Annotated in this window: 14 protein-coding genes and 1 riboswitch; of the genes, 2 read left to right on the top strand and 12 right to left on the bottom strand. The window is 42.3% G+C overall.

Annotation, left to right across the window (positions count from 1 at the left end):
• Positions 1-19 precede the first annotated feature (19 nt).
• Positions 20-364, top strand: a complete 345-nt coding sequence (locus tag AB2B49_RS08285; RefSeq protein ID WP_000913393.1) for a lipopolysaccharide assembly protein LapA domain-containing protein — start codon at positions 20-22, stop codon at positions 362-364.
• Positions 365-529: 165 nt separating this feature from the next.
• On the opposite strand, the gene AB2B49_RS08280 is transcribed toward AB2B49_RS08285, so the two are convergent.
• The 5 genes from AB2B49_RS08280 to AB2B49_RS08260 all read right to left on the bottom strand — a co-directional run bounded on the left by AB2B49_RS08280 (position 530) and on the right by AB2B49_RS08260 (position 5,960).
• Complete coding sequence (locus AB2B49_RS08280; protein ID WP_045611956.1) at positions 530-877, bottom strand: VOC family protein; 348 nt, start codon at positions 875-877, stop codon at positions 530-532.
• 58 nt (positions 878-935) lie between these two features.
• Positions 936-2,711 carry a pyruvate oxidase gene (gene spxB, locus AB2B49_RS08275; protein WP_000191811.1) on the bottom strand — a complete coding sequence of 592 codons (1,776 nt, stop codon included), beginning with the start codon at positions 2,709-2,711 and terminating at the stop codon, positions 936-938.
• Positions 2,712-2,929: 218 nt separating this feature from the next.
• Positions 2,930-5,173 carry a heavy metal translocating P-type ATPase gene (locus tag AB2B49_RS08270; RefSeq protein ID WP_254733826.1) on the bottom strand — a complete coding sequence of 748 codons (2,244 nt, stop codon included), beginning with the start codon at positions 5,171-5,173 and terminating at the stop codon, positions 2,930-2,932.
• Positions 5,174-5,182: 9 nt separating this feature from the next.
• Positions 5,183-5,554: a cupredoxin domain-containing protein gene (locus AB2B49_RS08265; RefSeq protein WP_000935056.1), complete on the bottom strand. Its 372-nt coding sequence runs from the start codon at positions 5,552-5,554 to the stop codon at positions 5,183-5,185.
• Between the two features lie 10 nt (positions 5,555-5,564).
• Positions 5,565-5,960, bottom strand: a complete 396-nt coding sequence (locus AB2B49_RS08260; RefSeq protein ID WP_320692056.1) for a CopY/TcrY family copper transport repressor — start codon at positions 5,958-5,960, stop codon at positions 5,565-5,567.
• Between the two features lie 183 nt (positions 5,961-6,143).
• Positions 6,144-6,242: riboswitch (TPP riboswitch) on the top strand.
• A gap of 82 nt (positions 6,243-6,324) precedes the next feature.
• Between AB2B49_RS08260 and thiD the strand changes: the two genes are divergently transcribed.
• Positions 6,325-7,116 (top strand): bifunctional hydroxymethylpyrimidine kinase/phosphomethylpyrimidine kinase, encoded by a 792-nt coding sequence (gene thiD / locus AB2B49_RS08255; RefSeq protein ID WP_320692055.1) that lies wholly within the window; start codon positions 6,325-6,327, stop codon positions 7,114-7,116.
• Between the two features lie 48 nt (positions 7,117-7,164).
• Here thiD and thiE read toward each other — a convergent pair whose 3' ends face one another.
• Genes thiE through AB2B49_RS08220 form a run of 7 tightly spaced genes read right to left on the bottom strand, consistent with a single transcriptional unit; the run spans position 7,165 to position 12,422 of the window.
• Complete coding sequence (thiE, locus tag AB2B49_RS08250; protein WP_320692054.1) at positions 7,165-7,797, bottom strand: thiamine phosphate synthase; 633 nt, start codon at positions 7,795-7,797, stop codon at positions 7,165-7,167.
• Entirely contained in the window at positions 7,790-8,593 is an 804-nt protein-coding gene (gene thiM / locus AB2B49_RS08245; RefSeq protein WP_049504918.1) for a hydroxyethylthiazole kinase, read from the bottom strand. The genes thiE and thiM overlap by 8 nt, the downstream gene beginning before the upstream one ends.
• A complete protein-coding gene (gene thiW / locus AB2B49_RS08240; protein ID WP_049504917.1) occupies positions 8,593-9,117 on the bottom strand; it encodes an energy coupling factor transporter S component ThiW in 525 nt (174 codons plus the stop codon). The genes thiM and thiW overlap by 1 nt, the downstream gene beginning before the upstream one ends.
• A 3-nt stretch (positions 9,118-9,120) precedes the next feature.
• Positions 9,121-9,813 carry a thiaminase II gene (gene tenA, locus AB2B49_RS08235; RefSeq protein WP_320692053.1) on the bottom strand — a complete coding sequence of 231 codons (693 nt, stop codon included), beginning with the start codon at positions 9,811-9,813 and terminating at the stop codon, positions 9,121-9,123.
• Between the two features lie 10 nt (positions 9,814-9,823).
• Positions 9,824-10,474, bottom strand: coding sequence for an energy-coupling factor transporter transmembrane component T (locus AB2B49_RS08230; protein WP_076984427.1), 651 nt, complete (start codon positions 10,472-10,474; stop codon positions 9,824-9,826).
• Between the two features lies 1 nt (position 10,475).
• Positions 10,476-11,861, bottom strand: a complete 1,386-nt coding sequence (locus AB2B49_RS08225) for an ABC transporter ATP-binding protein (RefSeq protein WP_320692052.1) — start codon at positions 11,859-11,861, stop codon at positions 10,476-10,478.
• Positions 11,862-12,422, bottom strand: coding sequence for an ECF transporter S component (locus tag AB2B49_RS08220; RefSeq protein WP_049504911.1), 561 nt, complete (start codon positions 12,420-12,422; stop codon positions 11,862-11,864). It lies immediately after the preceding gene.
• Positions 12,423-12,609: the final 187 nt, after the last annotated feature.

The raw sequence follows: 12,609 nt of genomic DNA, 5'->3' as shown, positions 1-12,609 counted from the left end.
GTCAGGAGAAAAGGAACTTATGCTAAAAAAATTTAATGAATTGTCACTGAAAGATAAGGCTTATCTAATTGGCGGTTTGAGCTTATTAGTCATTGTGATCTCATTTGGTCTACTCAATCGTCAAACAGTAACTGTCAGTCTTGTCTTTACACAACTATCTGCTCCCTTGATTTTGGTGATTTTTACTTGTCTAGTAATCGGGATCATTGCTGGTAGTGCTATTGGTATTAGCTATCACCATAACAAGACTCAAGATCTGAGAAGCCGCATTGCTGAAGCAGAAGCGACTATCAATATAAAAGACAGGGAGCTTGTCCAGTACGAGGAACAGGTGCAACAATTAAAACAGGAAGCCAAACAATAAGTGTAGAAATCATAACCACCCGTGAAAACGGGTGGTTTTTTGTCTCGCACCTAACGGAGCGAGACGGACTGAAAGTCGCATAAATACAAAAAAGATCGAATTGCTCCGATCTTTTTAAGTTTCACTCCAAGAATGTTTAGATAAAAAATTTGATAATAGAATTACCTACTTCATACGATAAAAATCAATCACTAGACCAGCAGGCCCTTTAACTAATAAGGACTCTGTTCCCCAATCGGTTACATCTGGTCCGTGTAAAACCTTTATACCAAGCTCTTTCAACCGTTTGTAGCTCTGGTCTACATCCTCAACCTCGATATGAAGAATGATTCCTGACTGAAAATCTTCCAAAGGAATCAAATGATTTTGGGACAACATCAGACAGTGACTGCCAATCGTAAACTGAGCAAAACTGTCATCAACATAATCGGACTTTTTATCCAAAATACGCTCCAAGTCATCACAGACTTGGGGAACATCTGAAACGATAATATCTAATTGATTTAAATTCATTCACTATCCTCCATAAAAAGACCGGATTGCTCCGATCTTTTTAAGTTCCACGAAGAAATTATTTAATTGCGCGTGATTGCAACCCTTCTTCTTCCAAGAAGAGGCGGAATGGTACGAGTTCTTCTGCTTCGTATTTTTCCTTGAAGGCTTTGATTGCTTCTTCTGAGTGAAGTTTTGGATCCAATTCAAGTACTTCTACTGGAAGTGGACGGTGTTCAGTGATGCGAGCATCGATAACAACAGTTTTACCTTCTTTGCTCAATTTAACAGCTTCTGCAACAACTGCATCGATGTCTTCGATACGGTCAACTGTAAATCCAACAGCTCCTTGAGCTTCAGCGATTTTCGCATAGTCAGCATTAGGGAAGTCACAACCAAACAAGTGTTTGTTTGTGTCTTCGTATTTGTCCTTGATGAAGGCATATTTACCATTTGAGAAGACAACGTTGATAACTGGAAGGTCGTATTGAACGTTTGTGATAACGTCTGGGTAGCACATGTTGAATGCACCGTCACCCATGATGTTCCATACTTGGCGATCTGGATTGTCTTTCTTAGCAGCGATACCACCAGGAAGGGCAATACCCATTGTCGCAAAGAGTGGAGATGTACGCCACATGTTCTTAGGTGTCATGTGAAGGTGACGAGTAGATGTTTGAGTAGTGTCACCTACGTCGATTGAATAGATAGCGTCTTGATCAGCATGTTTGTTGATTGCATTGTAAACTTGATACAATTGCAATTCACCCTCAGTTTTACCTTCGAGTTTGTTCATATAATCACGCCAGTTTTGGTTATTCTTAACGTTTGCACGCCACCATGGAGTAGATTCAACTGGATTCACTTTGTCAAGGATTGCTTTCGCTGCTTGACCTGCGTCACCAAGGATAGATGCGTCTAGGGCATGACGTTTACCAAGTTTGTAAGGATCGATATCGACTTGGATGAATTTTTCAGTATTCTTGAATGCTTCGTAAACTTCAGCAAATGGGAAGTTTGAACCAAGGAAAAGAACTGTGTCTGCTTCAAAGACCACTTCGTTGGCTGGTTTCCAACCAACACGGTAAGCAGAACCTGTCAAACCTTCATAGTTCCATTCGAAAGCTTCAAAGTTTTTACCAGTTGTGATGATTGGTGCTTTGATTTTACGTGACAATTCAGTAATCACTTCACCAGCTTTAACACCACCGTAACCAGCATAGATAACTGGACGTTCAGCATTGTTCAAGATTTCAACAGCTTTGTCGATTTCAACTTCGTTCAAAGCAGGAGCGATGAATGAGCGTTCGTATGAACCTGAACCGTAGTATGAATTTTCGTCAATTTCTTGGAAACCGAAGTTTACTGGGATTTCAACAACAGCTGGACCTTTTTTAGAAACTGCAGCACGGCAAGCTTCGTCAATAACTTTTGGCAATTGCTCAGCGTAAGCTACACGTTTGTTATATACAGCGATACCGTTGTACATTGGGTTTTGGTTCAATTCTTGGAAAGCATCCATGTTCAATTCGTTAACTGGACGTGATCCAAGGATTGCTAGGAATGGAGTGTTATCCATAGCTGCATCGTAAACACCGTTAATCAAGTGAGTCGCACCTGGACCACCTGAACCAACTGCAACCCCGATTGAGCCGCCGAATTTAGCTTGCATGACCGCTGCAAGAGCACCTGTTTCTTCGTGGCGAACTTGCAAGAAGCGGATATCTTTGTCTTCAGCCAAAGCATCCATCAATGAGCTGAGTGTTCCTGATGGGATACCGTAGATTGTGTCTACGCCCCATGTTTTCAATACGTTGAGCATTGCTGCAGATGCAGTAATTTTCCCTTGAGTCATAATGATAACTCTCCTTCAAATATTTTTAAAACTTGATAAATCCGTCTTCATATACTAATTGGAAACGTTTCAGCAAATTTTTACTCTACTACTTTACCACATTTGTTTTGGGTCTCCTAAGAATGTGCTCAGAAGTTTTTATTCTCTATTACAGTACAGATTGAAAACGTTTTTAAAATCTGTGTTAGAATAGCAAAAAAGCGGTTAAGACCGCCTTTTTAATCGACTTTAGTAAAATTAAGCATGAGAGAGCTGATCAGAACAGAGACTGAACTAAAGGCCATGGCCAATCCTGCAAGTTCTGGATTGAGCACCAAACCAAGACTTGAAAAGACTCCTGCTGCAATCGGAATACCAATGAGGTTATAGATAGAAGCCCAGAAAAGATTGAGCAAAATACGATTAAAGGTTTTCTTACTCATGTCAAAGGCACGAACTACTCCTAAGAGGTTATTGGTTGTCAACACCAAATCTGCTGACTCGATGGCAATATCGGTTCCAGCTCCCATGGCAATCCCCACATCTGCAACACTGAGGGCAGGAGCATCATTAATCCCATCACCAACAAAGGCTACCTTGCCTGACTGTTGCAGTTTATGGATTTCATAGGCTTTTTCCTCTGGTAAAACACCTGCAATGACCTCTTCGATTCCAATCTGATCCGCAATAGCACGCGCCACACCGGCATTGTCTCCTGTCAGCATGACTGTTTTAAGCCCACGTTTTTTCAACTGACTGATGGCTAGCTTGGCATTTTCCTTGGGAATATCTTGCAAAGCAAGCAATCCTTTGATTTCATTCTCAACAGCCAAGAACACAACTGTCTTAGCTTCTTTTTCCAGTTCTTCTAGTTTTTCCTGATAAGCGCTAGAAATGGTCATGCCATCCAGCATTTTAGCATTTCCAAGCAAAACTTGTTTTCCATTGATTTGCCCTGAGACACCTTTCCCGTGCAAGGCTTGGAAATTTTCAACAGTGTGAAACTCAAGTCCAGCTTCACTCGCTCGTTTCACAACGGCTTCAGCCAGTGGGTGTTGAGAAGCTTCTTCCAAGGAAGCTGCCAATCCAAGCACTTCTACTTCGTCGCCGATGATATCTGTGACCACAGGTTTCCCTTCAGTCAAAGTCCCGGTCTTATCAAAGACGATAGTTTGAACTTTCTGGATTTCCTGTAGAACCGTTCCATTTTTGAGGAGAACTCCCATCTTGGCACTGCGACCTGTCCCCACCATAAGGGCTGTCGGTGTTGCAAGTCCCAAGGCACAAGGGCAGGCAATAATCAAAACAGCCACCCCATAGAGAAGAGAAGAGACAAAACTCGCTCCAAGCACGACTACACTATCCCTGAGCAAGACGAACCAAACCCAAAAGGTCACAATCCCTAAAATGACAACTGCTGGGACAAAAATGCCTGAAATTTTATCCGTCAAATCCTGAATCGGCGCACGACTTGTCTGAGCTTTCTTCACAAAATCCACAATCTGAGCCAAAACAGTCTCTGAACCAACTTTTTCTGCTTTAAAAATAAGAGTGCCACTATTATTGATGGTAGAGCCAATCACAGTATCTCCAACTGTTTTGTCTACTGGCAGACTCTCACCTGTCACCATGGATTCGTCAATACTGGAGACGCCTTCGACTACAACACCATCAACCGCAATCTTTTCACCGGGACGCACTCGAATCAGGTCACCTACCTTGACTTGTTCCAAAGGAACTTGAACATAGCGATCATCACGCAAGACTTCTGCTGTTTTAGCTTGCAAATCAAGTAATTTCTCCACAGCTTGGGAAGTGTTTTTTCGCATTTTCTCCTCAAAAACTGCCCCTAAAAGAACGAAGAAGAGGATAAATCCAGCACTTTCAAAGTAAACAGGGAGCCCAGCAAAGAGAGCAACCAGACTATAAAGATAGGCTACCAGAGTTCCCAGTGCCACTAAGGTATCCATGTTGGCATTATGTTTTTTAAAGCTGGCCCAAGCACTCTGAATATAAGGACCACCTGCTACCAGCATAATAGGCGTTGTGGCTAAAAAGGTGCCCCAATGCATGACTGGATGACTAATAGTCCCTGTCAACATCCCGATCATGAGGAAAACAAGAGGCAGGGTAAAGATACTAGTAATCCAAAAACGCTGTAAAAGGGATAGAGATTTTCGCGTCTTCTCAACTACGGTATAGCTCCCCTTTTGCATCTTCATGCCACATGAAAATTCATGTTGACCTAATTCTTGAGGTGTAAAACGAATTGTCTTCTCCTCGTCTACACCGATTGGTTCTAGAATCCCTTCTTCTTCAAAAAGAATTTCCTTATAACAGTTTGAAGGGGTGGCACGATGAAAGGTAATCTCAGCGGGAATCCCTTTTTGAAGCTGAATGTGGGCTGGATGATAGCCTTTTTCAGCTCGGATACGGATTTTTTGAATGCCATTTTCTAGGCTTGCTTTCACAATTTCTGTCATAGTCTCCTCCTACTCTACAATCATCTTGCCGTGCATCATGTTCATACCACATGCAAAGCCAAACTCTCCAGTCTGCTCAGGTGTGATTTCCACTACATACTCTTCACCCATAGGAAGATCCGCATGCACACCAAAATCTGGAAAGACGATCTGATCTAGACAGGGTGAAGGGTCCTTGCGGTCAAAGACAATGCGGGCTGGCACTGATTTTTTAAGAATAATCAACTCAGGCGTATAGCCCCCCATGACTTCCACTCGGATCTCTTGGTAACCCTTTTTTTGCTGGGCCTTTTGTCCAGATTTTTCAGGCTTTTTGAAAAACCAAAACAAGATAAACGCGATAAGGGCAATACAAATAATGGTTACAATACTATTTAACATGACGTCTCCTTTACATACAATTACATTTTACTTCTGTTACAGCGCTAGCTTTTTTCTCAGAAATCACAGCTTCCAAGTCTTCCAAGTCAGCCAGAGTAAAATCACATTCCACAATCAATTCAGCCAACAAGTTCTTAATCCTACGAGAACAAACCTTGTTTTTGATATCTTGGACAAGCAAGTCTCGACTTTGATCCAAAGTTAAAAGGGCTGAATAGACAAAGAACTTGCCTTCTTTTTTCCTTGTCAGACACTCTTTCTCAACCAAACGAGCCAAAAGAGTTTGAATGGTCGACTTGGACCAGTCGAACCGTTCCGCCAGAACCATGATCAAATCCGTACTGGTCTGTTCCCCCTGCATCCAAATAATCTTCATGACCTGCCATTCTGCATCCGAAATCTGCATTGTTATTCCTCCTAAATCTACATTTGTCGATTACAGTTATCAGTATACTCCGAAAATCTACATTTGTCAACTATAATTTTTATTATTTTTTCGAAAAATAGAATTCCAATCATGTAACGAGAGATTTGCAGTCAAATTTTACTATATAAACTATAAAAATATGCTATACTGAAGAAAAAAGAAAACAACCACTAGGGGTGCGTAAAGCTGAGATTAACGACTGTTAGATCCCTTTGACTCAATCTAGGTAATGCTAGCTGATGGAAGTGGAAAATAGTGAGGACTACCCAGTCTTCTATTACTTTCCTAAAACAGACCAGCTTGTTCTTGAGAATACAAACTTCAGTTGGTTGGGAGGTTTTAGATGACTTATTTACCCGTTGCTCTAACCATTGCTGGGACAGACCCTAGTGGCGGTGCTGGCATTATGGCTGACTTAAAGTCATTCCAAGCTAGAGATGTCTATGGAATGGCCGTTGTGACCAGCCTTGTCGCTCAAAATACCAGAGGTGTTCAATTAATCGAGCACGTCTCCAACCAAATGCTGGAAGCTCAATTGGAAAGTGTCTTTTCGGATATCAAGCCCCAGGCTGTAAAAACTGGTATGTTGGCAACTACTGAAATCATGGAGATTATCCAACCCTATCTTAAAAAACTGGACTGCCCCTACGTGCTGGACCCTGTTATGGTCGCAACAAGCGGTGATACCCTGATAGATACTAGTGCGAGAAGCTACCTAAAAACAAACCTGCTTCCCCTTGCGACTATTATTACACCCAATCTTCCTGAGGCAGAAGAAATTGTTGGTTTCTCAATTCATGATCCAGAAGACATGCAGCGTGCTGGTCGCCTAATTATAAAAGAATTTGGTCCTCAGTCCGTTGTTATCAAAGGTGGCCATCTTGAAGGTGGTGCCAAGGATTTCCTTTTTACCAAGGATGAGCAATTTGTCTGGGAAAGTCCAAGAATTCAAACTTGTCACACCCATGGTACTGGATGTACCTTTGCTGCTGTGATTACGGCTGAACTAGCCAAGGGCAGAAGTCTTTACCAGGCAGTTGATAAGGCCAAGGCCTTTATCACAAAAGCCATCCAAGACGCTCCTCAACTCGGTCATGGTTCTGGCCCAGTCAACCATACAACTTTTAAAGATTAAGAAAAAAACTCTCTAGTTCCTACTTTAAGGGAATTAGAGAGTTTTTGATTAGGAAATCATGTCATCCAGCTTTGTTAAAAAGGCTTGCGTTTTTGCCTCAATATCTTCTGCCTGCATCAGATCACGTACGACAGCTACTCCAGCTATACCCGTGCCGATAAGTTGGTCAATATTCTCTGATGTCAGGCCTCCGATAGCAACTACTGGAATGGCGACCGTTTGGCAAATTGTTTTCAAGGTTGAAATCAGAGTGATGGGTGCATTTTCTTTGGTCGTAGTCGGGAAAATGGCTCCTGTTCCCAAGTAGTCCGCACCCGATGTTTCTGCTTCGAGGGCTCTTTTCACCGTTTTAGCAGTGACACCAAGGATTTTTTCAGAACCTAGTACTTTACGAGCAACTGAAACTGGTAGTTCATCGTCTCCGATATGCAGACCTGCAGCATCGACTGCAAGACAGACATCCAACCGATCATCTATAATCAAGGGTACTTGGTAGGCATCTGTTATTTCCTTGACTTGTTTTGCCAGTTGATAGTATTGATTGGTGGTGAGATTTTTTTCTCGTAATTGGATTATGGTAACACCTGAACGGCAGGCCGTCTCGACTTTTTCAAGAAAGTTTTCCAAGGAATCTTGGTAGCGATTGGTTACTAGATACAGTCTAAGTGCTTCACTATTCATAAAAGTCTCCTTTGATGGCTTCTAGCCAATTTTCGTCTCTTTTTAGGAGAGAGAGTTGATTGAGAACTTGGTAACGAAAATCTTCCAATCCCATTCCTTGGACAAGAATTCTCTCAGCAGAGATATTGAGATAAGAGACCGCTAGACAAGAAGCTTCAAAGGCAGTCTTTCCTTGGCTAAGAAAAACGGCTGTCAAGGCTCCAACCAAGTCTCCTGTCCCTGTTATCCAGTCTAATTCGTCACAGCCATTCCTCAATACAGCAACCTGATTCTCCGAAACGATGAGGTCCTTGGGGCCAGTGACTAAGAATGACATACCAGAATAGGTCTGACACCAGTCTTTCAAAACTTGAAGCAAATCCTCCGTTTCTTGATCTTTAGCACTCGCATCAACTCCAACTCCATGGTGTTTTAAGCCAACAAGACTTCGGATTTCAGACATATTTCCTTTAAGGACCGTGGGCTTGTATTCTAAAAGATCTGTGACTAGATCCTTACGAATGGGGGAAGCCGCAACGCCAACTGCATCTACTACCATTGGGAGACAAGCTTGAGCTGCATAAGTAGCTGCCATGCGGATTGCTTTCTCCTTCTCAGCTGACAAATGCCCCAAATTGATGAAGAGAGCTTGGCTTTGTTTGGTAAAATCAAGGACCTCACGGGAATCATCTGCCATGACCGGTTTAGATCCCAGAGCCAAAATCCCATTGGCCAGCATCTCACAGGAAATCTCATTGGTGATGCAGTGAATTAAGGAGCTGGAGGTTAGAGGAAAGGGATTTGTAAATTCCTGCATCAGTCTATCCTTTCACCAAAGAAATATCCTTGTACTTTTTTAAAGAATTCCTGCTTGATTAAAAATCGAAAGGCAAGAAAAGCTATGGCTGTACCGATCAAGGTTGCTCCGAAAAATCGAGGAGTGTAGATAAACCAGCTGAGCTTGGCAGCAGATCCCGTAAAGAGAACCATGACAGGATAGGAAACAATAGAACCGATAATCCCTGTTCCCAAGATTTCTCCTAGGGCAGAGAAGTGAAATTTTCGACCGTACTTATAAAAGAGACCTGCAAGGAGGGCTCCAAAGGTAGCTCCAGTGAGGGCCAAGGGCGGAATGCCTTGAGTAGACATACGGATAAAGGCTGTAACTGTTGCCATGACCAAGGCATAAACAGGCCCCATCAAGATTCCCGCAAGAATGTTGACTACACTGGACATTGGTGCCATTCCTTCAATTCGAAAGATGGGTGTAAGAACTACGTCAAGAGCAATCATCATGGATAAAATGGTTAATTTGTGAACTTGTAGTTGGTGGTTTCTCATTTTCTATTTCTTCTCTGTTTCTAAGGACTGCAAATCACTTGTCCAGGTTTGATGTTGGTAAGCCATCTCCCAAAACTTGGCTTCCATATGGACACTTCGATGGAAGGCCTCTAGCATTTTTTGTTTGTCCGTCTCGTTGCTTTCTCGATAGAGCTGATTGACCAGGGCTTCTTCCTCTTTAATCTGCTGTTCTAACTCATCGGTGATATAGGTCTCAATCCACTGTTGATAAAGAGGATTCGGAGATGGTTTGCGATTAAGTTCCTTGCCCAAATCATGGTATAGCCAAGGACATGGAAGCAAACTAGCAAAAGCAATTCCCAGGTTTGGCTCTGAAAACTGTCGATAAATATGCGAAATGTAATGATAACAGGTTGGAGCAATCGGTTGCTCGTCCATTTCCTGGTCGCTGATTCCCAATTCCTTAAAAAATTGTTTGCGGATAAACAACTCACCCTCCACTAGACTCTGGGCATTTTGTTTCAAGAGTCTTTTCATCTCTTGGTTTGAAGTCTTATCAGCCAAGAGGTGATAGGCTTCTGAAAAAGACTTCAGATAGTAGGCATCCTGAATCAGGTAATAGCGGAAAATAGAAGGTTCTAACGTTCCCTCTTGTAACTGTAAAACAAAGGGATGGTTAAAGGAAGCCTGCCAAGCTTCCCTGGATAATTCCATCGCAATATCTGTAAATTCCATAATAACTCCTTTATAGAAATAAACTGGTTTGAAGCAATAAAAAGAAAAGTAGGTAGATCAATTTTGTCCTCTGAGAAATATAAAAAGTCCGATAGCTATTCTCCAAATGAACATGTTCGTCATATCCGTGAGCAGATAGAGCTCTCAGGTAAAGATGGCGCCATCTAAAGACCGTCATCAGAACCTTACTGTAAATCAAGGGCGACCAAACATGCAATTTTTGACCACGCAATAAGCAAGCTTCCTTGAGGGACTTGATTTCTTGTTGAATGAGGGGAAAGGCATTGAATACTACAATTAAGGCATAGGCCCAAGAACGCGATAACCCCTTTTGAGCCAAGTACAAGAGAAGCTCTTTTAGGGAAATACTAGAAACAAAGACAAGGCCGATACAAACCGTCACAAAAGCCCTCGTTCCAAGCATGACTGCCTGCGAAGCATCCCCATGTAACTGTACTGCCCAGTAATTAGCAAAAGATGGTAAAATGGCGAGCACAAGCATCCAAGCCAACATTTTAAATCGACGGTAGTAGAGCATAAAGAGAATGCAAAATGCGACTACCGAGAGATTAAGAGCAATCGAAGGAAGGAAAGATGTTTCCAAGGATAAAATCAGCAAGAAAAGACTAATAATCGGTGTCTGAGTTGCTACTTTGATCATACTACCTCACCTCCCCTTGAGTATTCCTACTCAGAAAACTGAGAGGTTTGCTGATAGTCACGTCTTTAATATGACGGAGACCCTCACTAGTCATCTCGATCCAATAATCGACCACAGAAATCAAGGGATCTAAACGATGGCTAATGATCAAAAAACTTCTTCCTTGATTGCTCTCCTCCACAATCCACTGGCAAAAATAATGGCAAGCTCTATCATCCAAACCAGCAAAAGGTTCATCTAGCAAGATCACAGAAGCCTTGCTGGTCAAGATGGTCAATAGCTGAAGAATCTTTTGCTGGCCACCACTTAATTGATAGGGACTCTTATCAAGCGCCTGCTCCAGATTAAAATATCGTAAAGCTTGGAGAATCCGCTGATTTCTTTCCGAGTCTGGACTATCTAATTGCAGTTCCTCTCTCAGACTGACTCGGATAAACTGCTTCTCAGCTTCCTGAACAACACCCGTCAGATCACGATACAAACTCTTTTTCTTTTTAAGAACCGACCCCTTCCAAGTAATGCGCCCTCTATACTTTTGAAATTGAAGAATGGAGCGAAAGAGGGTTGATTTCCCAACACCATTATCACCCAAGATACAGGAAATTCCTTGGTAAAATGTGAAATCCGCAATCGAAAAGAGAGGGCGATTCCCCAGCTCACAGGTCACACGGTCCATATGGAATAATTCTGGACTAGAGGCAACATCCTTTGAAGAAACCTGTATCATCTCAGAGGTAGGGATTTTATTTATTTCCCTTAGTTGCCCGTCTCTCAGCTCCACCATATGGTCAATGTAGGCTCCATAGTCCGTTAAATCATGATCGCACAGGATGACTGTCTTCCCATTAGAGGACAACTCTTTTAGAATCTCCAATATCTCGATTCTGCTCTTGCGGTCAATGGAAGCGAAGGGCTCATCCAAGAGATAGACCCTAGGGTTCATAGCAAAGATAACAGCCAGCGCAGCCTTTTGCTTTTCACCACCTGATAAGTGATGGATGGAACGGTTCAAGATTGCCTCGCAACGACATTGCCGGACCACCTCTGCTATTTTAGCATCAATATCTTGAAGTGGATGCCCGATATTCTCCAAGGTAAAAACCAGCTCCTCAAACAAGTTCTCCATGGTGAATTGATGATTGGGATTTTGAAAGAGAATACCAACCGTCTGGACACGTTCAACGATAGAAAGCTGACTGACCTGACTCCCATCTATCAAGACTTGACCACTATAGGGAAGAGAACTGACTTGAGCAATGACTTGAAAGAGGCTGGATTTTCCTGAACCACTACTCCCAACTAACAAGGTAAAGGCTTGCTCATGAAAAGTAAAATCAATCGGTTCCGAAAAGATTGGGGATTGAATCCCTCTTAATTTCAGGCCCATCTATGCCTTTCCTCCAGCTGCAAACTGATGATAGAGTTTGACAATGGCACGAACCAAGATGGTACAGAAGAAAAAGACGGAAATAAAACGCACCACCAGCAAGGAAAGGACAAAAGGAAGGGAGAAGGCATAGTAACCTAATTTAATGTATTCATAGACAAAGCTAAAAAGCGTAATCCCAATACTATTAGCAGTTAGAGAGAGCCAACTTTCATAGCGATTCTTGGTCACAAGAAAGCCAAATTCACTTCCCAAACCTTGAACCAAGCCAGACAAAAGGGCACCTAGACCGAATTGACTACCATAAAGGACTTCAGCAAGCGCAGCGAGCACTTCTCCAATCGTTGCGCTTCCCACTCTTGGAACAAAGATGGCAGCAATGGGCGCAGCCATACACCAGAGACCAAAGAGGATTTCATTGGCAAAGACCTGTAAACCAAGAGGGGCTAAAATCAGAGTGAGGATATCAAACAGATAGCCTGAACCCACAAAAACGCCACCAAAAAAGATAGACAAGAAAGCAAGCAAGATAACATCTTTTAACTGCCATTTTTTCAACATAAAAAAACTCCTTTTTTAAAGAAAAGTGGGGCATTCAAGGAGAGCTGCCAAAAGGCTTGCGGTCAAGCCTATCCTCTTTTGATAAACAAAAAAACTCCAATTACAATCAAGAATTAGAGTTTAGCTTACAAGATTAGACAGTTTCTTTCGACATACGAAAAAAACCTTTTCACATTTCCCTTCGCCA

The sequence above is a fragment of the Streptococcus jiangnanensis genome, assembly GCF_040888325.1.
In the GTDB taxonomy this organism is placed as follows: domain Bacteria; phylum Bacillota; class Bacilli; order Lactobacillales; family Streptococcaceae; genus Streptococcus; species Streptococcus jiangnanensis.
Note: the sequence above shows the minus strand (reverse complement) of the source record. Positions and strands in the feature narration are given on the sequence as shown.